We start from the raw sequence: 23,963 nt of genomic DNA on the forward strand, positions 1-23,963 counted from the left end.
TGGACTCTCCCGAATGCCGACGAGCAGGTAATTTCCAATCAGAGAATTCTAGAAACTATCGGATGTTAGGCTGCGGGACTAGATGAGGTCGGCCCTGGCGAGGTCGCGCATCAGGTGGCTGGCGCCGTAGGTCCAGTGTGGGCAGTCGGGCGACAGCCGCACGCGGTTGACCAAGGCGCCGAATTTCTCCGACGAGATGGTGACGATGTCGCCGACTTTGTGGGTAAAGCCCTTGCCTGTTTCGCCGCGATCCTTCGACGGCACGAACATGGTGCCGAGATAAAGCGCCAGCCCGTCGGGGTATTGATGATGCGGCCCCATGGCGGCGGCGACCAACTCTTCCGGCGAGCGGCTGATCTCGGCCATCGAACTGGCGCCCTCCAGCGAGAACCCATCCTCGCCCTCGACTTTCAGGCGTACGATCGCCTGTTTTACGTCGCCAATTGAAAATGTCTCATCGAACAGCCGGATAAAGGGGCCAAGTGCTGCCGAAGCGTTGTTGTCCTTGGCTTTGCCGAGCAGCAGCGCCGAGCGCCCCTCGACGTCGCGCAGATTGACGTCGTTGCCGATCGTCGCCCCGACAATCCTGCCGCTGCTGGCGGCAATCATGGCGATCTCCGGCTCCGGATTGTTCCATGTCGAAACCGGATGCAGGCCGACATCGGCGCCGAAGCCGACCGAGGCCATCGGCTGGCACTTGGTGAAGATCTCGGCGTCGGGGCCGATGCCGACTTCCAGATATTGCGACCAGGCGCCGCGCGCTATCAGCTTGGCCTTGATCTCCATCGCTTCCGGCGAGCCGGGTTTGAGCTTCGACAGATCGTGGCCGATCAGCCCGGCGATGTCGGCGCGAATGGCGTCGGCCTTTTCCGCCGAACCGCGCGCCTGCTCCTCGATCACCCGTTCGAGCAGACTGACGACAAAGGTGACGCCAGACGCTTTGATCGCCTGCAGGTCGACAGGAGACAGCAGGTACGGTTTCCCCGGATCGCGCGCTGTCTCGAAACTGTTGGCGGCAATGGCATCGAGCGGGCCGATCGGCCGCCCCTTGGCCGAGCGGACGTGCCCCGCCGGATCCGGCAATTCGCAAACGTCGCGCACGGTCGGTGCCACATTTGACGTGATGTCGAAGACCGTGCCGTCACGCACCGTGACCACCAGCGGATGGGAAGCATCGCTCGCCCGGGCGCGGCCCACGAACAGGCCTTCGGCGGGCAAATGTGTGGCGTTCGTCATGGCTTACATTTCCTGTTGGCTTGTCCTTCGGCTGCGGCACTTTCAACAAATTCCCGCCAAAGGTCTATCCCGCCTGCAGGACGAGCTTTGTCAATTCTTTCAAGCGGTCTTCGCATCGCTGGACCTTGATCGAGCCTGACGTGCGCCAACGGCGACGGAAAACGCTCTTTCAAAATAATGAAACCGTCGCTAGGGTTTTCACCTACTGAAATCTCCAGGTGACGCTTGCCCGTACGGTTTTCCGATCCAATCTGGCAGAAGCCGCGGACGGCCACCGCGTTCCAGTCGCTTTTTCCAGCCGGCCGATGCGTCGATGTCGTTATCGTCGGCGGCGGTATCATGGGGCTGTCGACAGCCTTGCACGCTGCCCGGTTCGGCCTTGCCGTCCAGGTGCTGGAGGCCGGCGAAATTGGCAATGGCGCATCCGGCCTGAACGGCGGTCAGGTCATTCCCGGCCTGAAATACGATCCGGACTGGCTGCTGGAGCATTTTGGTCTCGAACGCGGCGAAGCGCTCGTCAACTTTGCCGCCTCGACCGCTGACACCGTCTTCGAATTGATCCGCGACGAAAGACTGGCGGTGCCGTTCGTCCGCAATGGCTGGATCCAGGCCGCGCATACCGAGACCGCGCTGAAAGCGTCGGCGAACCGGGATCGGCAGTGGCGGGCGCGCGGCGCCGATGTCCGGCTGCTGAGCGGGACGGAGATCGCGACGATGACCGGCGCGCAAGGCTATCTCGGCGGCTGGCTCGATCGCCGCGCCGGTGCCATCGATCCGCTCGCCTACACGTCGGAACTGGCGCGCGTCGCTGCAGCGGCGGGCGTAAAGATCGCCGAGCGCCAGAACGTGATGCAGATCAGCAAGAATGCCGGCATTTGGCATGTTTCTACGGAAAGCGGCGCCGAACTCAAGGCCAAGGCGATTGTCCTGGCGACCAACGCCTATACCGGCGGCCTGCTTCCCGGCCTCGCCGAGACGATCGTCCCGCTGCATTCCTTCCAGATCGCGACAGCGCCGCTATCGTCCAATCTCGCGGCGGCGATCCTGCCGGAAGGGCAGGCAGCGTCGGATTCGCGCCGCATCCTCGTCTATTACCGCAAGAGTTCCGATGGTCGGCTGGTGCTCGGCGGACGCGGCCGCATGGCCTTGCCGAACGGCCCGGCCGACTGGGCGCATCTGGAACGCGCGCTGCTGCGGCTCTACCCGGCGCTGTCCGATGTGGCCATTGAAAAGCGGTGGTTCGGCCGGGTGGCAATGACGCCGGACCATCTCCCGCATATCCACGAGCCAGAGAAGGGTCTGCTGGCGGTCGTCGGTTGCCAGGGCCGCGGCATCGGCCTGATGACCGCGCTTGGCGAGCGCATCGCCTCCTACCTGTCGAGCGGCGACACCAGGCAATTGCCGTTCCCGGTCTCGCCGATCCGGCCGATTCCGTTTCATGCGTTTCGGCAGGTCGGCGTCGCCGCGACCATCGCCTGGTACCGGATGCTGGACGCGTTCGAACGCTGACGTTCATGCCCAAGCATGAAACAGCTTGACAATTTCACAAACATGAAAAAAGCTTAATCGATTTCAAATTTCGATGGAGAGCCGATGTCGACCATCGTCCTAACGCAGTCGCTGCCGGAAACCCGGTCTTCGCCGGGTTTTCGCTTCGCCATGCTGCTGCCCGGCGGGTTGGTCACCTTCTTGCTGATCCTTTTCGCCCTTGGCCTGGTGTTCTTTCTCGCCTTTCGCGGCAATGACGGCTCGCTGCTGGGGGCTGGTTTCACCCTTGCGAATTTCGTCACCGTGGCCACCGATCCGCTGTACTGGACGGTGACGCTGCGCTCGCTGGGCATCGCCGGCCTGGTGACGCTGGCAACCGTCGTCACCGCCTATCCCGTTGCCTACTATCTGACTTTCCATGCCGGGCGGCGGCGCGGGCTGCTGCTGTTCCTGCTGACCCTGCCGTTCTGGACCAGCTATCTGCTGCGCGTCTTCGCCTGGAAGATCGTGCTTGCCTATAATGGCGTGCTCAACTCGGCGCTGATCGAAAGCGGCATCTGGTCGGAGCCGACATTGGCCTTCCTTAATACGCCGGCAGCGGTCGTCGTCACGCTCGCCCACGCTTATGCGCCGTTCGCCATCCTGCCCATCTATGTGGCGCTGGACACCATCCCGAAGTCGTTGCTCGAGGCCGCTTCCGATCTCGGCGCAAAACCATTCACCAGCTTCCGCCGCATCGTGCTGCCCAATTCGATGCCGGGCGTGCTGGCGGCCGCTCTCGTCGTCTTCGTGCCGACCGTCGGCGATTATGTGACGCCGGCGCTGGTCGGCGGCCCTGCCAGTACAATGATCGGCACACTGATCCAGGCCGAGTTCGGCAAGGCCAATGACTGGCCGTTCGGCGCCGCACTCGCCGTCGCCGTCATGCTGGTCATTCTCGCCGTGGTGCTGGTGGTGCGCTTCGCCGACCGGCGATACGGCAGCCGCACATGAACACGGCGCGTATCGATGCAAGGCAGGGCGGCGGCTGGCTGGGTGTCTATGTCCTTGCCTATCTGGTGTTCCTGTATCTGCCGATATTGCTGATCCCGCTGTTTTCCTTCAACAATTCGATCCAGGCGGCATTTCCGCTGCAAGGCTTCACGCTGGAATGGTACGGCACGCTGGTCGGCAATTCGGCGCTGTCCGGTGCGCTTGCCACCAGCCTCGTCATCGGCGCCATTGCCGCCACCGGCGCAACACTCTGCGGCATCACCGTGTCCTATATGGACCTCTACGGTCGCTCGCCGCTGGCCGCCACGATCAGTGCCATTGCGCGGCTGCCGATCCTGATCCCCGGCGTCATCGTCGGCATCTCGCTGTTGATCCTGGTCAATCTCGCCGGTTTCGGGCCGTCGCGCGTTGCCATTGTGCTCGGCCACGTATTGGTGGCGCTGCCGACGACGGTGGTGGTCATGCGCAGCCGCTTCGCCGCCATCCCGAAGACCGTCCGTGAGGCAGCGCTCGACCTCGGCGCCTCGGACTGGACGACCTTCAGACGGGTGATGCTGCCGCTCAGCCTGCCCGCCATTATTTCGGCGTTCATGCTGGCCTTCCTGACCTCGTTCGACGAGTTCATCGTCGCCTTCTTCCTTGCCGGCACCGAGCCGACGCTGCCGCTTTATATCTGGAGCCAGCTGCGCTTCCCGAAATCGCTGCCGACCGTCATGGCGCTCGGCACGGCGATCCTGGCCGTGTCGTTCGTCATCGCCGCACTCGCCGAAATCCTGCGCCATCGCGGGCTTGCCGCCACCCGGCGGCCAGCGCCCGCCAGCCTGTCAAAACCAGAAGAAACCGAAAGAGGAGAACTGCAATGGCATTCGACCTGAAATCGATAACGGCAAAGACAACGAAAACCGGACTGGCTGCTTTCGCGCTGGCGCTGGCGCTTGCGTCGACTGTCGCCTTTGCCGGCGACAAGCTGCAATATTTCACCTGGTCGGGCTATGAACTGCCCGACTTCAACAAGAGCTTCCTCGCCGCGCACCCCGATGGTGTCGAAGCCTCGATGTTCGGCGACGACGATGACGCCTTCACCAAGGTCAAGGCCGGCTTCCGCCCCGATGTCGCGCACCCTTGCTATGACAAGGTGGCGCGCTGGAACAAGGAAGGCCTGCTGCAGCCGATCGACACCAAGCGCATCAAGAACTGGGATTCGATCTTCCCGGTCTTCAAGAACCTGCCCGACCTGCAGGCCGGCGACGGCAAGGTCTGGATGGTGCCGTGGGACTGGGGCAATACCTCGATCCTCTACCGCACCGATCTGGTGAAGAACCCGCAAGCCAGCTGGAACCTGCTCTGGGACAAGCAATATGCCGGGCGCATGGCGACCATCGATGCCGTCCACGACACACCGGTGGTGGCGGCCCTTCTGGCCGGCGTCAATCCATTCGACATGACACCGGAACAGATGGACAAGGTGGCGGAAAAACTGCGCGAGCAGCGCCCGCTGCTCTCGAACTATACCACCGACATGACCTCGGTCGAACAGGCACTGGCGAGCGGGCAGCTGGTCGCGGCCATGACCTGGAACGCCTCGGCCACCTCGCTGAAGAAGCAGGGCGTGCCTGTCGAGTTCATGAAGCCGAAGGAAGGCATGCTGACCTGGGCCTGCGGTTTCGTCATGCTCAAGGACGCCAAGAACGTCGACCTAGCCTATGACTTCATCAACAGCCGGCTGGAAACGGATTCCGGAAAGTATCTGATCCAGGCCTACGGCTATGGCAGCTCGACCAGCTCGGCTTTCGCCGCTGTGCCGAAGGAGGAGTTGGAGAAACTGCAGCTGCCTTCCGATCCCGAGGTGATGCTGAAGACCACGATCTTCACCGGACCGATGAAGCAGAATGACGAACTCGCCAAGATGTTCGAGAAGGTCAAGGCAGGCGGCTGAGCCTGGTTCTTCCTTCTCCCCTTGCGGGAGAAGGTGTCGCCGAAGGCGACGGATGAGGGGTGTTCCAGATGGCACCGACAGCACTCCGGCCAACACCCCTCATCCGTCTCGGCGCCTCGCGCCGATCCACCTTCTCCCACAAGGGGAGAAGGGAAAACCTAACCAAACAAGGACGAACGAATGGACATGCTGGACGAAGCGGCTGAGAAGCCGAAGGACGACGCCGACGTCAGGGTCGGCCGGCGCGTGCGGGCGCTCAGGCTGGAGCGCAATCTCTCGCTGGCCGAACTTGCCGCCAAAGCCGGTGTCTCGATAGGTGCGCTAAGCCAGATCGAGCGCGGCATGTCGTCATTGCGGGTCCGCGTGATCTGGCCGCTTGCGGCCGCCCTCGATATAGAGCCGTCGGCGCTGATCGCCGACGGCAATGATGTCGGCAACGATCTTTATTGCGTGCGCGCCAACAGCCGGCGTCAGATCCCGGTCAAGTCGGAAGGCATCGCCAAGGCGCTGCTGTCGCCGCCGGCCGCCACGCTGACCGGCATGCTGGTGACCGTGGAAGCCGGTGGCGGCACCGCCGAAGCCTATGCTCATGCCGGCCATGAATTCGGCTTCGTCCTGTCGGGCGAGGTCGAGCTGGTGGTCGATTCGACCAGATACGGGCTGAAGGCCGGAGACAGCTTCGCCTTCAAGAGCACGTTGCTGCATGCCTTCCGCAATCCGGGCAGCGAGCGCTGCCAGATCCTGTGGGTCAACACGACCAAACCGTCCGAGGTTCGCGATGGCGCCTGATCCGCTCGTCCGGCTGGACAAGGTCTCCAAGATTTTCCCCGGCGGCATCATCGGGCTCGACGCCGTCGATCTCGATATTTCGCGCGGCGAGTTCCTGACCCTGCTCGGACCGTCCGGCTGCGGCAAGACCACCAGCCTGCGGGTCATCGCCGGATTCGAGAGCCCGTCGAACGGCAAGGTCCTGCTCGAAGGCCGCGACATCACGGCGCTCAGGCCCTTCGACCGTCCTGTCAATACCGTGTTCCAGGACTACGCGCTGTTCCCACACATGAACGTTGCCGAAAATGTCGGCTTCGGCCTGTCGCTGCGCAAGCTCTCCGGTGCCGAACAGGCAAAGCGCGTCGGCGCAGCGCTCGACATGGTCGGCCTTGCCGAGAAGCTCGGCGCCCGCGTGTCCGAATTGTCGGGTGGCCAGCGCCAGCGCGTCGCGCTTGCCCGCGCCATCGTCTGCGAGCCGCGTGTGCTGCTGCTCGACGAGCCGCTGTCGGCGCTCGACGCGCATCTGCGCGAGCAGATGCAGGTCGAACTGAAGCGGCTGCAGTCGCGGCTTGGCACCACTTTCGTCATGGTCACGCACGACCAGACCGAGGCGCTGTCGATCTCAGACCGCATTGTCGTGATGAACAAGGGCCGCATAGAGCAGATTGCGCCGCCGGCGACCCTTTACGACCGCCCCGCCACCAAATTCGTCGCCAGCTTCATCGGCACCATGAATCTTCTGCAGTCGCGCTTTGTCGGCCGTGACGGCGAGCGCTTGCGGTTCATCGCCGGCGCTCTGCCGCTGGAAGCGATTTCGGATAAAGGCGAGCTGCCTGGCGAGGGCACGGTGCGCACCATTGGCGTGCGTCCGGAGGACCTTTTGGCCACGACCGAGGCGGCGGCCGGTACTGCACCGGTGCGGGTGAACAGCATCGTCTTTCACGGCCGCACCTTGCGCCTTCATGCAGAGTTGGGGCAGGGGACACAGGTGGTGATCGACGCGCCGCGCCGGACAGAGGGTTTTCAATTCAGCGTCGGCGACGTGGCGCATATCAGCCTGCGCCGTGGTGCCAACTGCCCTATGCTGCCTAGCTAGTCTCACTCATTTCCAGAAAACCGGAGCACGACCCATGAGCAATCATCTCAATTTTTTCATCGGCGGCAAATGGGTCGGCCCGGTGGTTCCGGCAACGCTGGATGTGATCGATCCGTCCACTGAAGAGGCCTACACCAAAATCTCGGTCGGCTCGAAAGCCGATGTCGACAAGGCCGTGGCTGCAGCCAAGGCGGCATTCCCGGCCTTTTCGCAAACGACCAAGGCCGAGCGCCTGAAGCTGCTGAAGCGTATCCTCGACGTCTACAATGAGCGCTACGAGGACATCGCCCAGGCGGTCAGCCAGGAAATGGGCGCGCCGATCAGGTGGGCGCGCGAGGCGCAGGCCTGGGCGGGCAGGGCGCACATGGAAGCTACCATCAAGGCGCTGGAGGATTACGAATTCAGCGAGAAGCGCGGCACCACCATGGTGGTCAAGGAGCCGATCGGCGTCTGCGCGCTGATTACACCGTGGAACTGGCCGCTCAACCAGATAGTCTGCAAGGTGGCGCCGGCCATCGCCGCCGGCTGCACCGTCGTTTTAAAGCCTTCCGAAATCGCGCCGATCAGCGGCATCATCTTTTCCGAGGTGATGGACGCCGCCGGCACGCCGAAGGGCGTCTACAATATGGTGAATGGCACTGGTCCGGATGTCGGCCAGGTCATGGCTGGCCATCCCGACGTCGACATGGTCTCGTTCACCGGGTCGACCCGGGCCGGCATCATCGTCGCCAAGACGGCGGCCGAGACGGTAAAGCGCGTCGCGCAGGAGCTCGGCGGCAAATCGGCCAACATCGTGCTGCCCGACGCTGACTTCGAGACGGCGGTGCGCAAGGGTGTCAACGCCTGCTTCGGCAATAGCGGCCAGTCTTGCGATGCGCCGACTCGCATGCTGGTGCCGGCCGCCCGTCACGACGAGGCGCTGACGATCGCCAGGAAGGCCGCCGAACGGCACAAGGTCGGCGACCCGCGCTCGGAGGAGACGAAGCTCGGGCCGGTGGTCAGCAACATCCAGTTCGACAAGATCCAGCGGTTGATCGAGGCAGGTATCGCCGAGGGTGCGACGCTGGTCACCGGCGGCCCCGGCCGGCCGGAACACCTCAACCGTGGCTATTATGTGCGACCGACCGTTTTCGGCCACGTCAGGCCTGGCATGACCATCGAGAAGGAGGAGATTTTCGGGCCGGTCCTGTCGGTCATCTCCTACGATGACGATGATGATGCGGTGAAGATCGCCAACGACACCGTCTATGGCCTGGCTGCCTATGTGCAGTCCGGGGATATCGACCACGCCCGCAAGATTGCCAGCCGGCTACGCGCCGGGCAGGTCTCGATCAACTATCCGGAATGGGACACGTTCGCGCCCTTCGGCGGCTACAAGCAGTCCGGCAACGGCCGCGAATACGCCGACTGGGCCATCCACGACTTCCTCGAGATCAAGGGCATCATCGGCTACGGCGCCTGAGCGTTCAACATTGGCATTACGCCAACCGTCAAGTTTGTTGCGAGCGTTGGTGCCTCGGCACCGGCGTTCGGTTGAACGGCCACGACGGCTCCGTGGCCGCAATGTGAGTGCGAAGCAGGGTCGCCTCAGATCGTCTTGAGATAGCCGGCCAACTGATCCGCCACCGTGCCCCAGCCGTCGTGAAAGCCCATCTCCTCGTGGCAAGCGTGAAAATCGCCGACGGCCGGCGAGGCCGCTGGAAAAGTCAGAGGCGCGGTTTTACGGTGCCGCTAGAATCGACCGGTCCGAGGATCCGTTTTGACGATCACCATGTACGGCATTACCAATTGCGATACGGTCAAGAAGGCGCGTTCCTGGCTGGCGAGCCATGATGTTGCCTATCGCTTTCACGACTACAGGGCAGACGGGCTTGAAGCGGATCGGCTGAACGGCTGGTCAGGCAAGGTCGGCTGGGAAATCCTGCTCAACAAGGCGAGCACAACGTTCCGTGAACTGTCGGACGAGGACAGACTGGGCTTGGACGAGAACAAGGCCAAGGCGCTTATGCTGGCCAAACCGACGATGATCAAGCGTCCGGTGCTGGAACTTGGCGACAGGGTTCTCGTTGGCTTCAAGCCTGATGTTTATCAGCAGGCGGTGAGTGGGAAATAGGACCGACCCGCCATGATCCGTCGCGTCCCCCTCTGTCCTGCCGGACATCTCCCCCAACAAGGGTGGAGATTGGCAGCTTCGGCGCTCCGCTCACCACTGCAACCTTGGATATTGGCGATAGCCGGCGACATGCCGCCTGCCTGCATATTGATCGTATCAAACGCTTGTGGTTTTCCCACGCAAATAGCTCGCCAGCGCCACCGCGTTATTGTGCTTCTTGTCATGCGCGCCGTAGAGCAGCGTCACCCGGCCTTTGTCGAGCAGAGCGCACAGCTGGCCGACCGCCTCGCCGTTCCGGTCGAGCTCATCGCGGTATCGCCGCTGGAACTCCGCCCAGCGCGCCGGCTCATGGCCGAACCATTTGCGCAACCCATTGCTTGGCGCGATGTCCTTTAGCCATAGCGTCAGCGCCGCTTCCTCTTTGCGGACGCCGCGAGGCCATATGCGGTCGACGAGCACCCGCTGCCCGTCATCGGGCGCCGGCGGCTCATAGATGCGCTTTACCGCGAGCTCCATTGCCAATTCCGCATGGGCCAGCAGGCGCCGCTGCTTGCTGCCCTTCGTTTAGAGATCCCGGGCCTAAACCCACTCGCCCTTGCGCATCACCGGCACGCGGCTGCCGTCCTTATGGACGCCGTCTATGTCGATCTTGTCCGAGCCGATCATCCAGTCGATGTGGATGAAACTCTTGTTGCCGCCGCGCGCCGCGATCTCGTCCTGGCCGAGCGAGGCGCCGTCGACGAAGCACTTCGAATAGCACTGGCCGAGCGCGATGTGGCAGGCGGCGTTCTCGTCGAACAGCGTGTTGAAAAACAGCAGCCCGCTCTTGGCGATCGGCGAGGAATGCGGCACCAGCGCCACCTCGCCGAGACGGCGCGAGCCTTCGTCGGTGTCGAGCACCTTCTGCAGCACATCCTCGCCCTTCGTGGCCTTGGCCTCGACAATGCGGCCCGCCTCGAAACGCACCGCAATGCCGTCGATCAGGGTACCCTGATAGGACAGCGGCTTGGTGCTGGTGACATGGCCTTCGACTCGCCTTGCATGCGGCGTGGTGAAAACCTCTTCGGTCGGGATGTTGGGGTTGCAGGTGATGCCGTTCTTGGCGGTCGAGGCGCCGCCCATCCACTCGTGGCCGTCGGCCAGCCCGACGGTCAGGTCGGTGCCGGGGCCGGTGAAATGCAGCGCGTGGAAATTGTGGCCGTTCAGCCATTCGGTGCGGCTCTTCAACGCCGCATTGTGCGCCGTCCAATTGCCGATCGGGTCTTCGACATCCACCCGCGAGGCGGCAAAGATAGCGTCGGCGAGCTTGGCCACGGCGACGTCGTCGGCGTCGTCCGGGAATACCTGCTTGGCCCAGGCCTGATCGGGATAGGCGACGATGTTCCAGTTGATGTCGAAGCCGGTGATCTTCTCCAGCGCCGGCTTGTAGGCCATCGAATTCGCCTTGTTGGCACGCGCCACCTTTGCCGGGTCCTGCGCCGAAAGCAGCGACGGATCCTCGCCGCGCACGGCGAGCCTAGCCGCATTGTTGGCGAAGGCTTTTGCCATGCCTTCGTAGAGCCAGCCGGCGGCGCGGTCGAAACCGGCGTCGGCGCCGTAGCGGAAGCGCGCGAGAGTGATCTCATCGTCGTTGAAGATCGGCGTCACCAGGCCCGCGCCTGCCTTGTAGGCGTGCTCGATGATCCGCCGCGTCAGAGGCAGCGCGGCGATAGACGAGGTCAGCACCAGATCCTGCCCCGGCTGCAATTGCAGCCCGACCTTGACGGCGACCTCCGCCAGCCTGTCGAGCTTCACCGGGTCGATGCTTGCGGAAACGCCGCGCGAATGTGTGGTCATGATCCTGCCTGCCGTGATTGGGGACTGTTTCTTACATAGACCGGCGCTGCCGACCTTTCCACTCTGATGACGCCGGCAGGTCTAGCTGGCGCTCTCGAGCGACCTGAACTGCGCCATCGTCGCCTCGATCTCTTCGCGGATCCAGGTCTTGAAATCCCTGACCTTGCGGCTTTCGCCCTTGCTGGCCGAAGTCACCAGCCAATAGCCGAGGCCGCTCTGGGCGCGTATGCCGAACGGCGCGACGAGACGTCCGTCGGCCAGTGCGTCGGCGGCCAGCAAATGCCAGCCGAGCATGACGCCGTGACCGGCAATCGCCGATTCCAGGCACAGCATCGGATCGGTGAAGCGCGCGCCGTTCATGAAGGTGACCGGCTCCACTCCGGCCGCTTCGAACCAGCTCTCCCAACTGATCATCGACCTTTCGTCCGTGATCGCACAGGTCAAAGCAAGGTCCTCGATCGATTTCAGCTTGCTGGCGATCACCGGTGCGCAGACCGGAAACACCTCCTGCGCCAGCAGCAATTCGGCCCGCCCGCCCGGCCATTTGCCGTCGCCGAGCCGGATGGCGACGTCGATGTCCGAACGATCGAGATCGGCAAGCCGCACCGAGGCATCGATGCGCAGGAGCACGTTCGGATGGCGGGCAAAATGCCGCGACAGCCGCGGCAGCAGCCATTTCGAGGCGAAAGCCGGCGCCACCGAAACCACGAGCGTGCACTCCGAGCTTTCGTCGGCAAGCGCCACCGCCTGTGCGAGTTCGCGGAAGCCTGCGCTGAGCCGGGCGCTAAAGACGGTGCCGAATTCGGTCGCCACCAGGCCAGCTGGCGTTCGTTCGAACAGCGCCCGGCCGAGCTGCTTTTCTGTCCGGTTGATCTGCTGGCTGACGGCGCTGACCGAGACGTTGAGCTCGCCGGCCGCCGCCGCAAGCGAGCCCAGGCGGGCAACGGTTTCCACGGCGCGCAAGCCGTTGAGATGGACGCGGTTCAGAGTAGCCATACAGTTTTTCTAAACTGGAGCGGCGGAAATCTCAATTGCCAGACGCTAACGAACGGCGGATTCTAAGTGGGTTACGCAGAGTGAGGAGGCAAATCCGATGAAGATCTTATCATGGCTCGGCGCCTTTTCCCCGATCGGAACGCAGCCGCACCGGCATGACAGCGAGGCCATCAATTGGGTGACCGATCCGCTGTCGCATCCGGTGCTCGACACCATGTCGGAGCGCGAACTCGCCGACATACCGTTCAGGCTGACCGCGCGTCGTACCCGCTTCGAGACGGCCCCGCCAAGGACCTGCTGCGGCTGAACAAGGACTTGCTGGCACTTCAGGTGAGCCGGCCGCCGACGCGGCTGCGCAGCCCTTCTGGCCCAATAAAAGGCGGATTGTCTCGCCGGCAGGCGCACCTATGGTGCACCGCGATGAACATCGCTTCGCCCTTGCGCCTGGCAATCGCCGGCATGATCGCCCTGGCCGTCGCCATGGGCATCGGCCGTTTCGTCTATACGCCGATCCTGCCCGGCATGATGGAAGAGCTCGGCCTGTCGCCGGCCGATGCCGGCTGGATCGCATCGGCCAATTATCTCGGCTACCTCGTCGGCGCGCTTGCCGCCACCGGCGGCTGGGCGCAAGGCCGCGAGCGCCAGCTGATGCTGGCCGGCCTTGCCGCCACCGCGATCCTCGCCGGCCTGATGGGCCTGACCGGTACCATGCCCGGCTTTCTCCTCATCCGCTTTCTTGCCGGCGTTGCAAGCGCCTTTGTCCTGGTCTTCATGACCAGCATCGTTTTCGGTCATCTCGCCGCGGCCGGTCGAAACGACCTGCAGGCGCTGTATTTCGGCGGTGTCGGCCTCGGCATCGCGGCGTCCTCGGCGCTATTGGCGCTCCTCGTCACCGAACATGCGGGCTGGGCGGCGGGCTGGCTGTGGTCGGCGGTGATTTCTGCCTGCGGCTTTGCCGCCGTCGCCTTGCTGGCCGGCGGCACCTCGGCCGCGAACAGCACCACCGGGAGCGAGCCGGCCTTGCCGAAGCACCGGTCGCTGGTGAAGATCATCGTCGCCTACGGCCTGTTCGGCTTCGGCTACATCGTCACGGCAACGTTCCTGGTCGCCATCGTCCGCCAGGGCGGCGGCGGCCGCGTCTTCGAGGCCGTGGTCTGGATGGTCACCGGCCTTGCCGGTTCCCCCTCGGTCTGGCTGTGGCAGAAGCTTACGGCCAGGATCGGGCTCTATGCCACCTATGCCCTGGGGTGCCTGGTCGAGGTGGTCGGCGTCAGCGCCAGTGTCGTCATGGGCGGGCGCACCGGGCCGCTGCTCGGCGGCCTTCTTGTCGGCGGCACCTTCATAGCCATCACCGCGCTTGGCCTGCAGGCCGGCAGGCAGCTTGCTCCGCAAGCACCACGCCGGATGCTGGCGGTGATGACGGCCGCCTTCGGCCTCGGCCAGATCATCGGCCCGATCGTCGCCGGGCTGCTTGCGCAGGCCTCGGGCAACTTTTTCCTTGCCTCGATCGTGGCTGCCGCCGTCCTGCTCGCTTCCGGCGCGATCGCCTGGTCGGCTGCGCCAAAATCGCCATGATTATGGTCTTGCTCGGTTGCGGGCATCGCGCACGGGCATTTTCTTTCCCACTAATGTGTGACTTTATGCCCGCTGACCAACGCCGCTGATTTGCGCCGACCGAGGATTTCGCCACAGTGTTCGTATCGTTTTTTCCGCAGCCGAAGCTGTTCTTCAGTTCCTTGGCCGTCTGGAGCCTTGCCGCTATCCTGTTCTGGTTTTTCGGTGGCGAGCAGCTGGGCGCTGTGTTCGGCTTGCCGCCGGCTGCGGCTGATGCACCGCCCATTATTGGTATTGCCGTGCTCTGGTCGAACCCGTTTCTGTGGTTCTATCTCTATTTCGCTTTTTGCGTTGCCGTCTTCTATGCGTTCTGGAGTTGGTATGCACCGCATCCGTGGCAAAACTGGTCGATATTGATCAGCGCGGTCATCCTGTTCCTCATCTATTTCAATGTACAGGTCAGTGTCGCGGTCAACGCCTGGTATGGGCCTTTCTTTGACTATATCCAGGGATTGATGTCGGGGACTATTAAATCCACCGACGCAGAGTTTTATGCCGGATTGGCGAGCTTTTCATGGCTCGCGCTGATAGGAATGAATGTACAGGTCGTCAATGCCTTCATCGTGAGCCACTGGATATTCCGCTGGCGCACCGCGATGAACAATTACTTCGTGGAGAACTGGAGCAGGCTCCGCCACATCGAGGGCGCCTCACAACGTATTCAGGAGGATACGATGCGGTTCTCGCAGATCATGGAAGATCTGGGTTCCAGCTTTGTCCAGTCGATCATGACCTTGATTGCATTCCTGCCGGTGATGATCCAGTTGCAGAGCCATATCAGCGAACTGCCGATCGTCGGTGCGATCCCTCAGCCTTTGGTCGTTGCCGCATTGGCCTGGTGTCTGTTCGGAACAATCTCAGTCATGGTTGCCGGATTGAAACTGCCGGGCCTGCAGTTCCGGAACCAGCGTGTCGAGGCAGCTTATCGTAAAGAACTCGTCTATGGCGAAGATCACGAGGATCGAGCTCAGCCTGCAACCACTGCCGAGCTGTTTTCAAAGGTTCGCCACAACTATTTCCGGCTCTATTTTCATTACATCTATTTCAATGTTGTACGTTACACCTACCTGCAGGCCGACAATATCTTCGCAATGCTGATCCTTGGACCATCCTTTGTGGCTCACAGAATAACTTTCGGAGCCTTCCAGCAGATTTCCAATGCGTTTGGCCGAGTAACAGGATCGCTCCAGTTCCTGCTCACTTCGTGGTCGACCATCGTTGAGCTGCAGTCGGTGCACAAACGCCTGCGCGCCTTCGAGGCTACGCTCGAAGGCGAGCCGCTGCCCGAAATCGACCAGCGCTATCTGGAACGCGAGCAAGCCGGGCTGCGTCCTGAGGACCAGCCGGCAAGCTAAGCCTGGCGGGCGGCGGGCGCTTGCGGCTCAGCCGCCCACCGCCGCCCGCCTTTCGCCTCGCCGCGAAACATAATCGCGAAAACTGATGCACTCGACGTCCGCCTTGATGCAGACCTCGCCGGCAAAGCGTTCCAGCGCGTTCCAGTAGGCGCCGTCATTCATCAGCGTGAAGTGGAAGCCGAGCTCAAGCGGAATGCGCTTGCCCTGATATTGCGCATCGAAGGCGGCGCGGAACGCGTTATAGGTCCGGTCAGCGAACTCTTCCGCCATGCTCGGCCGCTCGAAGCCGCCGGAATGCCTGACATAGAGATTGTAATCCATGGCGATCACCCGCCTTGAGCTCGGCCCTTCCGGGATCTGCGGTAGCGAAAAGCGCGTGATGCCGTTGACGGTCGGTGGCTCAACCGGCCCACGCGAGACGCCGCTTGCGTCGAGCAGGAAGCCGGCCGCGGGCAGCGCCTCGTAAAGCGCCTTGTTTGCCGACAGATAAGGCGCGCGGAAGCCGACCACCGACTTACGGGCAAAATCGCGCCAGCCCTTCGGTTCAGCAGCAATGCCGTTGATCGAATAGGCGTTTTCGAGAACATGCCTGAAGGCGCCAAATTCGCTCAGCCAGTCGGCCTTGCTCCAGTCCTTGCCGTCGAAATGACCGCAGCCATGGCTGCCGATGTCGTGGCCTTCCGAGGCGGCGAGGTTGATCTGCTCGAGCCGCTCGGCGACTTCCTGTTTGGAGGCGGCAAAGCCGATGTTCGATTTGCCTTCTGTCTTGCCGGGCGCGGTGTATTCCTTGCGTGTCTCGGGCGACAGCAGGAACACGCAGGAGACGAAATAGGTGAAATGCGCACCCGTGCGTGCGGCCAGCGCCCGGCTGCGCTGCCACTGCGAAATGTCGCGGGCGCTGTCGAATGAGATAATGACGATCTGCTTCGGTTTTGCGGGCGGCGCCGGCGGGTCGGCAAAAGCCGCGCCGGCAGCAAACACGGCAATGGAAAACGCAATAACGCGGGACAAATGGGGCAAAGGCATCTGACTTGATTTAGGGAATGTAGAAGCGACGCCTACCGGTGAAATATGGCACGGGTACGATCGACCTGTCGGCCGCCGTTGGCGGCGACTGCCTCGTGAATAGGCGATTTTCCTGCCGAACCCCTTCCATGCCGGCAAAATTTCGCTAAAACGCGGGCTCATCAACCGCCCCGGCCGGGGCATGAATGGTTTTGATCCATGTCGGACGACAGTTTTATCCGCGAAGTCAACGAAGAGATTCGTCGCGACCAGGCGCATGCGCTGTGGGACCGTTTCGGTCCCGCCTTGCTTGTGCTGGCCGTGCTGGTGGTGCTCGGCACTGCCGCTGTCGTTGGCTACCGCTATTGGGACGAGACCCGCGCCAACCGCTCCGGCGATGCCTTCTCGCAGGCGCTCAAGCTTGCCAATGACGGGAAGAACGACGAGGCGCTTGCCGCTCTGGAGGCGTTGGAGAAGGACGGCTACGGCGCCTATCCGCTGCTCGCCCGCATGCGCGCGGCAACCGTCAAGGCGGACAAGGGCGACGTCGACGCCGCCGTCAAGGATTTCGACGAGGTCGCCGCCGATACCAAGATCCCCTCCGGCATTCGCGACATGGCGCGTCTCAGGGCAGCGCTGCTTCTGGTCGACCACGGCTCTTTCGCCGATGTCTCCAGCCGCGTCGAGGCGCTCACCGCCGACACCAACACGCTGCGCCATACGGCGCGCGAGGCGCTTGGCCTTGCCGCCTGGAAGGAAGGCAAGGCGGCGGATGCATTGAAGCTGTTCGACCAGATCGCCGCGGATGACGGCGCCCCGCGCAACACGCGCGAGCGGGCGACATTGATGTCCGAGCTGATCCGCGGCTCGGGCGGCGTGTCGTGATAGTCCATGACCTTCAAAGTCGCCATCATCGGCCGGCCTAACGTCGGCAAATCGACCCTTTTCAATCGGCTGGTGGGAAGGAAGCTGGCGCTTGTCGATGATACCCCCGGCGTCACTCGCGATCGCCGCGTCCATGCCGCAAAGCTCTACGACCTGCATTTCGACGTCATCGACACCGCCGGCTTCGAGGATGCGGCTGCCTCGACGCTGCCCGGCCGCATGCGCGCCCAGACCGAGATCGCCATCCGCGAGGCCGACCTGATCTTTTTCACGATCGATGCCAAGTCCGGGCTGATGCCCGACGACAAGACCTTCGCCGAGATCGTGCGCAAGTCCGGCAAGCCGGTTGTCGTCGTCGCCAACAAAGCCGAGGCGCGCGGCGCCCAGGGCGGCATGCTGGAGGCCTGGGAGCTCGGCCTTGGCGAACCGATCCCGGTCTCGGCCGAACACGGCCAGGGCCTGCCCGATTTGCGCGACGCGGTGATCGCAGCGCTTGGCGAGGCGCGCGCCTTCGGCGAGGACGAAGAGGCCGGCGAGGATGAGGTCGCCGCCAGCGAGGTGCTGATCGGCGAGGACATCACCGACCCGGACGCCGAGCCGAGCTATGACGACACCAAGCCGATGCGCATCGCCGTCGTCGGCCGCCCCAACGCCGGCAAGTCGACGCTGATCAACGCGCTGATCGGCGAGGAGCGGCTGTTGACCGGCCCTGAGGCCGGCATCACTCGCGATTCCATCTCGGTCGACTGGGACTGGCATGGCCGCCGCTTAAAATTGTTCGACACCGCCGGCATGCGCCGCAAGGCCAGGATCCACGAAAAGCTCGAAGTGATGTCGGTGCAGGACGGCTTGCGCGCCATCCGCTTTGCCGAGATCGTCATCATCGTGTTCGACGCCACCATTCCCTTCGAGAAGCAGGATCTGCAGATCGCCGACCTGATCATCCGCGAAGGCCGTGCCCCGGTGATCGCCTTCAACAAATGGGACCTTGTCGATCATCCCCAGGAGTTGCTGGCCGAGCTGCGCGAAAAAACCGAGCGGCTGCTGCCGCAGGCGCGCGGCATGCAGGCGGTGCCGGTGTCGGCCGAGACCGGGCGTGGCCTCGACAAGCTGATGGATGCCGTCATCCGGACGCATCGAGTTTGGAACAGCCGTGTGTCGACCGGCAAGCTCAACCGCTGGCTGGAAGGCATCCTGGCGCATCATCCGCCGCCCGCTGTCGCCGGGCGTCGGCTGAAGATCAAATATGTCACGCAGGCCAAGACGCGGCCGCCGGGCTTCGTCGTCTCCTGCTCACGGCCGGATGCGATGCCACAATCCTACGTCCGCTATCTCTCGAACAGCCTGCGCGAGGCTTTCGACATGCCCGGCGTGCCGATCCGCATCGCCTTGCGCACCTCGGACAATCCTTTCGCCGGCAAGGCAAAGAAGCGCCGCTAGGCGCCACTTCTCCTTTACGCCACTTTGCGCAAGACAGGCGCCGATTGCGTCTGCGGCAACGCTTCGAGCGCTGCCTGCAGCAGGATGTCGCCGAGCCGCGCTGCCACGGGGTCGGGCTCGGCCTCCTTGCGGTGCAGGAACAGCGCCATCTTGGGCAAGGCGGGCAGCCCGGCGATCTCCGGCGTCATCGCCCTGACGGTGGCCGGCAGGCCGATATCGGTGCGGATCGTCAGTCCGAGCCCGGCGGCGACGGCTGCCCAGATGCCGCCAAGGCTCGGGCTGGAGAAGGCCATCCGCCATGCCAGGCCGGCGCGGTCGAGCGTTTCGGTCGCCACGCTGCGCAGCAGGCACGGCGCTTCGAGCGCCACCAGCGGCAACGCCTCGCCATCACGCAGGCTGATCTCGATCTGTTTTGCCGGGCCGATCCAGCGCATCTGGACGTCGGCGACATGCCGGCTGTAGGGCAGCGTCGCGCCATTGTGCCAGGCAAGCGCGATATCGAGGCTGCCCGAAATGATCCGTTCGGCAAGCTCATGGCTGCGTGCGATCCTGGCCTCGATCTTGACCTTGGGATGGGCGCGGGCGAAGCGCCCGAGCACCTCCGGCAGCACGGCCTCGCCGAAATCCTCCTGTAGCCCAAGCCGCACCCAACCCTCCAGCTCGACATCGTGGATGGCGGAGGCGGCCTCGTCATTGAGCTCGATCAGCCGCCTCGCGTAGCCGAGCATGGTCTCGCCCGCGTCCGTCAGCGCCAGGCCACGCCCAGATTTGCGGAAGATCGGCATCGCCGCCTGCTCCTCCAGCTTCTTCAATTGCGCACTGATTGCCGAGGTCGAGCGGCCGAGCCGGTCGGCGGCCTTGGCGAAGCTGCCCAGCTCCATGCCGGTAACGAAGCTGCGCAGAACGTCGAGATCGAATGTCACGCGTCGCATGCCAATAATCCTGATATTCGGGACATTACGTCAAAAACTTCCTGATATTCAGTACGAAGCTATGGCGGTAGAGAGAGCGCGTCAAGACCGAATGCAGCCGACCCATGCAGGAGCTGAACCATGTCCGCTGTCGCCACACGAGTAGAATGCAAACCGCTTCGCCCGGCCGCCGTTACCACCCCGTCAGAGGCGGCGGTGCTTCGAGCCAATCATCGCTGGAAGGTGCTGGGCATCGGCGTCGCCGCCAATGCCTGCTTTTCCGCGACCTTCTCCGGCATTCCGGCCACGGCGGTGTTCCTGCGCTCGGGCTATCATCTCTCCAATGGCGAGCTCGGCCTGGCGCTTGGTCTTCTCGGCCTGGGTGTGGCGCTGAGCGAATTGCCGTGGGGGCTGCTGACCGATCGCTGGGGCGACCGCCGCGTGCTGCTGACGGGGCTCGGCGCAACCGCGGTCTGGCTGCTTGTCATGGCCGCGCTGGTCGTGCCGTCACCGGCCCATATTCCCGGCATCGCGCTTCTCGCCGCTGCCCTGCTGGTCACCGGATTGCTCGGCGGCAGCGTCAACGGCTCCAGCGGCCGCGCCATCATGGCCTGGTTCGGCGAAGGCGAGCGCGGCTTTGCCATGAGCATCAGGCAGACGGCGGTGCCGCTTGGCGGCGGGCTTGGCGCGCTGGTGCTGCCGTCGCTCGCTTCGGCCCATGGCTTCACGGCGGTCTTCGGACTGCTGGCGGCTGCCTCCGCGGTCTCGACCTCGCTCGCCTGGCGCTGGCTGCATCAGCCGCCGGCGCATGACGACGCCCGTTCGAGCAGCGCGGCAAAGCCGGCCGGCCCGGCGCCGCTGCGCAACCCGGCCGTCTGGCGCATCGCGACAGCCATTGGCCTGCTTTGCTTTCCGCAGGTGGCGGTGCTCACCTTTGCTTCCGTGTTCCTGCATGATTTCGCCGGCATGGGAACAGCCGTGATCAGCGCCAGCCTCGCTGCCGTGCAGGTCGGCGCCATGGTCATGCGCGTCTGGAGCGGCCGCTACACCGACCGTCACGGCAACCGCCGGTCGTTCCTGCGTCTGTGCAGCATGCTGAGCGTGGCCGCCTTCACCGTGCTTGCGGCGCTCGTCTTGTTTTCGGGCCAATTCTTGTCAGGCCAAGCGCCGATGCTGTCGCCGGCGATCGTTGCGATGCTGGTCGTGGCCGGCGTCTGCGTCTCCTCCTGGCACGGCGTTGCCTACACCGAGCTTGCGACGCTGGCCGGCGCCAGCCAGGCCGGAACGGCGCTCGGCCTCGCCAACAGCCTGGTCTTCATCGCCTTCTTCCTGGTGCCGATCGCCATTCCCGGGCTTCTCGTGCTCTGCTCGTGGGCAGGCGTCTGGCTGGGTGCGGCTATTTGCGCGCTGATCGCCTGGCCGATCTTTCTTCCGTCAAGCGACGGCCGCAAAAGCGCCTGACTTCGACACGAGATGGGAAAACAACGTTCTAAGCTGTTAACGCCCCATCAAGGTTAATGCATCATTGTAGCTCTCCAGTGGGGTCCGTTGCGTTTCTGGAGAGTTCCGTGCATCGACGTGTTTTGACGCGGCTTGTCGCCGCCGCCGGTGAGAAAAAGCGTTCCTTCCTGTCTCCCCTCGTTATTGGCCTTGGCATCTGGATCGGCTTTCCGACGGTCGCTGCCTATCAGGACATGACCAGCCTGGTCTCCGGCCTGGAGGCGCCGAGCGTCCGCTGGAACGCCTATGTCGAGAAATCCGTCGCCGGCTCCGTTCACGCCGCCGAAATGCCCTTCCTCGATTCCAGCAGCACCGGCTCGCTCTCCGGCTCCGGCGTTCAACTGCCCGGCATCGGCGCCGTTTCGTTTCGCGGCAAGGGCAGCATCGCCGGCACGACGCCGGACGAGGACCGCATCACGCGCGCCGACAAGAAGGGCCGCATCATCCAGGTCTCGCCCGTCTCGCCGCCGAAGAACTTCAACGCCGGCTCGATCTTCGAGCGCACCTCTTCGCTGCTCCGCCCAAGCATGGACAGCGGCCTGAGGATGGCCTTCGCCAAGCCCGAGATCAAAGGCAAGGAAATCCAGATCGCCGCCGCCTTCCACACGCGCATCGACAAGAAGCCGGATTCCGGCGTACCGGCGATGCTTGCCGCGCTGGTCAACAATGATCATCCTGACGTGCTGGCGACCGCCTACGCCTCGTCCGCTCCCGATTATGCACAGGCGTCGCCCTTCGAGGCCTTGCTGCAGGACGAGGACCCGAACGACGGCCGCTTCATTCCGCCGCTGAGCAAGGGCGATCATTCCTGGATGCAGACGCCGCTGCCGGCGAGCGTCTTTTCCAAGCCGGAGCAGGCCTGTCTCGCCAACGGCATCTATTTCGAAGCGCGCGGCGAATCCGTGCGCGGCCAGGCCGCCGTCGCCCAGGTCATCCTCAACCGCGTCCGCAACCCCGCCTATCCGAACTCGATCTGCGGCGTCGTCTACCAGAACGACAACTGGTTCAACCGCTGCCAGTTTTCCTTCGCCTGCGACGGCAGGAAGAAGCGCATCGACAACCCCGCTGCCTACAAGACCGCCCAGGATGTCGCCATGGCAGTCACAGCCGGCAAGATCTTCATTCCGGAAGTCGGCTCGTCGACCCATTATTACGCCAACTACGTCCATCCGGGCTGGGCGCGGACGATGCAGAAAATGACCAGGATCGGCCTGCACATCTTCTACCGCACCTATGGTGGCGGCTGGAGCTGAGCGCTCGGGCAGCCCTTGCGTCTTTCGCGCGAGAGCGGCCGATCGAAGACGCATCGCCGCGGGGATTCGGCCGCAGCCCGCCAGAGACCGCGTCGGGCACGATGTCGCACCCGAGCAAGTGGCTGATTTATAACGAAAAAATACTTGAGCTTGAACGTCCGCCCGTGGCTTGACGGGCGCGGACCCTCTAACTATGTTGCCGGCGACTTTAAGAAGCGGACGGACGGTGACGGTCTGACCGGGCAGGGGGGTTGCGTGGCCGACAAGAATGGGCCAGACGGAACCGGCAAAACCGGCCGCGGCAAGCAGCATGAAGCCGACATCCGCGACGACGATCTTGAGCGCCGCCGGCGCGACCTTGAAGCATCACTTGCGACAAGGCGGCCGGACCGGCTCGAGGGGAAAGACGACGCGAAAACGGGCAGTGTGGCCGGGTACGGCCAGGCGCTCAAGCTGTCCAGCGAGTTCATCGCCGGGATAGTGGTCGGTGCGGCTCTCGGCTGGTTTATCGATCGCGTGGCGGGGACATCGCCATGGGGTCTGATAGTCGGTCTGCTGCTGGGTTTTGTCGCCGGCGTGCTCAACGTCCTGCGTTCAGCCGGGCTTGTGTCGGAATTCGGAACGGGCGACAAACCGCGCGATCCGAAAGAATGAATTGAGGCGCCGCATGCCGGCGCATTGAACAGAATGCTGAAGCCGTCTGCGGCTTTGATGGGGATTTAAAGTGGCTGCTGACAAGGTCGATCCGATCCACCAGTTCCAGATCCATCCGATCATTCCGATTCACATCGGCGGCTACGACCTGTCCTTCACCAATTCGGCTCTGTTCATGCTTGCGACGGTCGCTGTCGCATCGGCGTTTCTCTACCTCAGTACGTCGAGCCGCAGCCTGGTTCCGGGCCGCCTTCAGTCGGTCTCGGAAATGGCCTATGAATTTGTCGGCAATATGCTGAGGGACGCCGCGGGCACGCAAGGCATGAAGTTCTTCCCCTTCGTGTTCTCGCTGTTTATGTTCGTGCTTGTCGCCAACCTGCTTGGCCTGTTCCCGTATTTCTTCACCATCACCAGCCACATCATCGTCACTTTCGGCCTCGCTGCGCTGGTGATCGGAACGGTCCTCGTCTACGGCTTCACCAAGCACGGCCTTGGCTTCCTGAAGCTGTTCGTCCCGCATGGCGTGCCGGTCTACCTGCTGCCGCTGGTGGTGCTGATCGAGGTGATTTCCTTCGTCTCGCGTCCGGTCAGCCTGTCGGTTCGTCTGTTCGCCAACATGCTCGCCGGTCACATCACGCTGAAGGTGTTCTCGGGGTTTGTCGTCAGCCTGAGCGCGCTCGGCGCGGTCGGCGTGGCTGGTTCGGTTCTGCCGCTGGCGATGGCCGTGGCGCTGACGGCGCTGGAGCTGCTGGTCGCGTTCCTGCAGGCCTACGTCTTTGCGGTGCTGACCTGCATGTATCTCAACGACGCCCTGCATCCCGGGCACTGACAAGGTTTCCGGCATTGCCGCCGGATCGATTTTGCAACGGAATTTTAGATCCAAA

Annotated in this window: 23 protein-coding genes; 17 read left to right on the top strand and 6 right to left on the bottom strand. The window is 63.5% G+C overall.

The features are described 5' to 3' along the window. Positions 1-78: 78 nt before the first annotated feature. Positions 79-1,236: a fumarylacetoacetate hydrolase family protein gene (locus NKJ15_RS07295; RefSeq protein ID WP_352452558.1), complete on the bottom strand. Its 1,158-nt coding sequence runs from the start codon at positions 1,234-1,236 to the stop codon at positions 79-81. 225 nt (positions 1,237-1,461) lie between these two features. Here NKJ15_RS07295 and NKJ15_RS07300 point away from each other — a divergent pair, with 225 nt between their 5' ends. The 8 genes from NKJ15_RS07300 (at position 1,462) to NKJ15_RS07335 (ending at position 9,630) form a co-directional block, all read left to right on the top strand. Continuing rightward, a complete protein-coding gene (locus NKJ15_RS07300; protein WP_352814696.1) occupies positions 1,462-2,745 on the top strand; it encodes an NAD(P)/FAD-dependent oxidoreductase in 1,284 nt (427 codons plus the stop codon). A gap of 84 nt (positions 2,746-2,829) precedes the next feature. Then, positions 2,830-3,717, top strand: a complete 888-nt coding sequence (locus tag NKJ15_RS07305; RefSeq protein ID WP_352681089.1) for an ABC transporter permease — start codon at positions 2,830-2,832, stop codon at positions 3,715-3,717. Continuing rightward, positions 3,714-4,592, top strand: coding sequence for an ABC transporter permease (locus tag NKJ15_RS07310; RefSeq protein ID WP_352681091.1), 879 nt, complete (start codon positions 3,714-3,716; stop codon positions 4,590-4,592). The genes NKJ15_RS07305 and NKJ15_RS07310 overlap by 4 nt, the downstream gene beginning before the upstream one ends. Then, positions 4,577-5,653: an ABC transporter substrate-binding protein gene (locus tag NKJ15_RS07315; protein WP_352681093.1), complete on the top strand. Its 1,077-nt coding sequence runs from the start codon at positions 4,577-4,579 to the stop codon at positions 5,651-5,653. Before NKJ15_RS07310 ends, NKJ15_RS07315 begins: the two co-directional genes overlap by 16 nt. A 180-nt stretch (positions 5,654-5,833) precedes the next feature. Then, on the top strand, positions 5,834-6,442 hold the full coding sequence (locus NKJ15_RS07320) for a cupin domain-containing protein (protein ID WP_023674050.1): 609 nt from the start codon (positions 5,834-5,836) through the stop codon (positions 6,440-6,442). Next, positions 6,432-7,517 (top strand): ABC transporter ATP-binding protein, encoded by a 1,086-nt coding sequence (locus NKJ15_RS07325; RefSeq protein WP_352502010.1) that lies wholly within the window; start codon positions 6,432-6,434, stop codon positions 7,515-7,517. Before NKJ15_RS07320 ends, NKJ15_RS07325 begins: the two co-directional genes overlap by 11 nt. Before the next feature lie 34 nt (positions 7,518-7,551). Next, positions 7,552-8,979, top strand: coding sequence for an aldehyde dehydrogenase family protein (locus NKJ15_RS07330; RefSeq protein ID WP_352768614.1), 1,428 nt, complete (start codon positions 7,552-7,554; stop codon positions 8,977-8,979). A gap of 297 nt (positions 8,980-9,276) precedes the next feature. Continuing rightward, positions 9,277-9,630, top strand: a complete 354-nt coding sequence (locus NKJ15_RS07335; protein WP_352502008.1) for an ArsC family reductase — start codon at positions 9,277-9,279, stop codon at positions 9,628-9,630. 156 nt (positions 9,631-9,786) lie between these two features. Here the strand turns inward: NKJ15_RS07335 and NKJ15_RS07340 are convergent, their stop codons facing one another. From NKJ15_RS07340 to NKJ15_RS07350, 3 genes are all read right to left on the bottom strand, one after another. Next, complete coding sequence (locus NKJ15_RS07340; protein WP_352540133.1) at positions 9,787-10,152, bottom strand: DUF488 domain-containing protein; 366 nt, start codon at positions 10,150-10,152, stop codon at positions 9,787-9,789. 57 nt (positions 10,153-10,209) lie between these two features. After that, a complete protein-coding gene (locus NKJ15_RS07345) occupies positions 10,210-11,466 on the bottom strand; it encodes an aminopeptidase (protein ID WP_352540132.1) in 1,257 nt (418 codons plus the stop codon). Positions 11,467-11,547: 81 nt separating this feature from the next. Further along, complete coding sequence (locus NKJ15_RS07350) at positions 11,548-12,462, bottom strand: LysR substrate-binding domain-containing protein (protein ID WP_352681098.1); 915 nt, start codon at positions 12,460-12,462, stop codon at positions 11,548-11,550. Between the two features lie 97 nt (positions 12,463-12,559). Between NKJ15_RS07350 and NKJ15_RS07355 the strand changes: the two genes are divergently transcribed. From NKJ15_RS07355 to sbmA, 3 genes are all read left to right on the top strand, one after another. Then, positions 12,560-12,769, top strand: coding sequence for a hypothetical protein (locus NKJ15_RS07355; protein ID WP_352681100.1), 210 nt, complete (start codon positions 12,560-12,562; stop codon positions 12,767-12,769). A gap of 113 nt (positions 12,770-12,882) precedes the next feature. Then, complete coding sequence (locus NKJ15_RS07360; RefSeq protein WP_352681102.1) at positions 12,883-14,037, top strand: YbfB/YjiJ family MFS transporter; 1,155 nt, start codon at positions 12,883-12,885, stop codon at positions 14,035-14,037. 116 nt (positions 14,038-14,153) lie between these two features. Then, positions 14,154-15,431 (top strand): peptide antibiotic transporter SbmA, encoded by a 1,278-nt coding sequence (gene sbmA, locus NKJ15_RS07365; RefSeq protein ID WP_352502001.1) that lies wholly within the window; start codon positions 14,154-14,156, stop codon positions 15,429-15,431. 27 nt (positions 15,432-15,458) lie between these two features. Here the strand turns inward: sbmA and NKJ15_RS07370 are convergent, their stop codons facing one another. After that, a complete protein-coding gene (locus tag NKJ15_RS07370) occupies positions 15,459-16,451 on the bottom strand; it encodes a polysaccharide deacetylase family protein (protein WP_352681213.1) in 993 nt (330 codons plus the stop codon). Between the two features lie 204 nt (positions 16,452-16,655). Between NKJ15_RS07370 and NKJ15_RS07375 the strand changes: the two genes are divergently transcribed. Together NKJ15_RS07375 and der are read left to right on the top strand one after the other, a co-directional pair. After that, a complete protein-coding gene (locus NKJ15_RS07375; RefSeq protein WP_023674063.1) occupies positions 16,656-17,321 on the top strand; it encodes a tetratricopeptide repeat protein in 666 nt (221 codons plus the stop codon). Positions 17,322-17,327: 6 nt separating this feature from the next. After that, positions 17,328-18,761, top strand: a complete 1,434-nt coding sequence (der, locus tag NKJ15_RS07380) for a ribosome biogenesis GTPase Der (protein ID WP_352681106.1) — start codon at positions 17,328-17,330, stop codon at positions 18,759-18,761. Between the two features lie 14 nt (positions 18,762-18,775). On the opposite strand, the gene NKJ15_RS07385 is transcribed toward der, so the two are convergent. Next, positions 18,776-19,693 (bottom strand): LysR substrate-binding domain-containing protein, encoded by a 918-nt coding sequence (locus NKJ15_RS07385; RefSeq protein ID WP_352681108.1) that lies wholly within the window; start codon positions 19,691-19,693, stop codon positions 18,776-18,778. Positions 19,694-19,813: 120 nt separating this feature from the next. Between NKJ15_RS07385 and NKJ15_RS07390 the strand changes: the two genes are divergently transcribed. The 4 genes from NKJ15_RS07390 to NKJ15_RS07405 all read left to right on the top strand — a co-directional run bounded on the left by NKJ15_RS07390 (position 19,814) and on the right by NKJ15_RS07405 (position 23,908). Beyond that, on the top strand, positions 19,814-21,133 hold the full coding sequence (locus NKJ15_RS07390) for an MFS transporter (protein ID WP_352814701.1): 1,320 nt from the start codon (positions 19,814-19,816) through the stop codon (positions 21,131-21,133). Between the two features lie 107 nt (positions 21,134-21,240). Then, a complete protein-coding gene (locus NKJ15_RS07395; protein WP_352540125.1) occupies positions 21,241-22,425 on the top strand; it encodes a cell wall hydrolase in 1,185 nt (394 codons plus the stop codon). 255 nt (positions 22,426-22,680) lie between these two features. Next, positions 22,681-23,079, top strand: a complete 399-nt coding sequence (locus NKJ15_RS07400; RefSeq protein WP_352501994.1) for an AtpZ/AtpI family protein — start codon at positions 22,681-22,683, stop codon at positions 23,077-23,079. A 70-nt stretch (positions 23,080-23,149) separates the two neighbouring features. After that, positions 23,150-23,908, top strand: coding sequence for a F0F1 ATP synthase subunit A (locus NKJ15_RS07405; RefSeq protein WP_352501993.1), 759 nt, complete (start codon positions 23,150-23,152; stop codon positions 23,906-23,908). Positions 23,909-23,963 lie beyond the last annotated feature (55 nt).

This window comes from Mesorhizobium sp. M0207 (assembly GCF_040321995.1).
GTDB lineage: Bacteria > Pseudomonadota > Alphaproteobacteria > Rhizobiales > Rhizobiaceae > Mesorhizobium.

Excerpts from the sequence above, each read along its gene's own strand:
- NKJ15_RS07295 (WP_352452558.1), bottom strand. The coding sequence starts at position 1,236 with ATGACGAACGCCACACATTTGCCCGCCGAAGGCCTGTTCGTGGGCCGC.
- NKJ15_RS07305 (WP_352681089.1), top strand. The coding sequence starts at position 2,830 with ATGTCGACCATCGTCCTAACGCAGTCGCTGCCGGAAACCCGGTCTTCG.
- NKJ15_RS07310 (WP_352681091.1), top strand. The coding sequence starts at position 3,714 with ATGAACACGGCGCGTATCGATGCAAGGCAGGGCGGCGGCTGGCTGGGT.
- NKJ15_RS07315 (WP_352681093.1), top strand. The coding sequence starts at position 4,577 with ATGGCATTCGACCTGAAATCGATAACGGCAAAGACAACGAAAACCGGA.
- NKJ15_RS07320 (WP_023674050.1), top strand. The coding sequence starts at position 5,834 with ATGGACATGCTGGACGAAGCGGCTGAGAAGCCGAAGGACGACGCCGAC.
- NKJ15_RS07325 (WP_352502010.1), top strand. The coding sequence starts at position 6,432 with ATGGCGCCTGATCCGCTCGTCCGGCTGGACAAGGTCTCCAAGATTTTC.
- NKJ15_RS07330 (WP_352768614.1), top strand. The coding sequence starts at position 7,552 with ATGAGCAATCATCTCAATTTTTTCATCGGCGGCAAATGGGTCGGCCCG.
- NKJ15_RS07345 (WP_352540132.1), bottom strand. The coding sequence starts at position 11,466 with ATGACCACACATTCGCGCGGCGTTTCCGCAAGCATCGACCCGGTGAAG.
- NKJ15_RS07350 (WP_352681098.1), bottom strand. The coding sequence starts at position 12,462 with ATGGCTACTCTGAACCGCGTCCATCTCAACGGCTTGCGCGCCGTGGAA.
- NKJ15_RS07355 (WP_352681100.1), top strand. The coding sequence starts at position 12,560 with ATGAAGATCTTATCATGGCTCGGCGCCTTTTCCCCGATCGGAACGCAG.
- NKJ15_RS07360 (WP_352681102.1), top strand. The coding sequence starts at position 12,883 with ATGAACATCGCTTCGCCCTTGCGCCTGGCAATCGCCGGCATGATCGCC.
- NKJ15_RS07375 (WP_023674063.1), top strand. The coding sequence starts at position 16,656 with ATGTCGGACGACAGTTTTATCCGCGAAGTCAACGAAGAGATTCGTCGC.
- der (WP_352681106.1), top strand. The coding sequence starts at position 17,328 with ATGACCTTCAAAGTCGCCATCATCGGCCGGCCTAACGTCGGCAAATCG.
- NKJ15_RS07385 (WP_352681108.1), bottom strand. The coding sequence starts at position 19,693 with ATGCGACGCGTGACATTCGATCTCGACGTTCTGCGCAGCTTCGTTACC.
- NKJ15_RS07390 (WP_352814701.1), top strand. The coding sequence starts at position 19,814 with ATGTCCGCTGTCGCCACACGAGTAGAATGCAAACCGCTTCGCCCGGCC.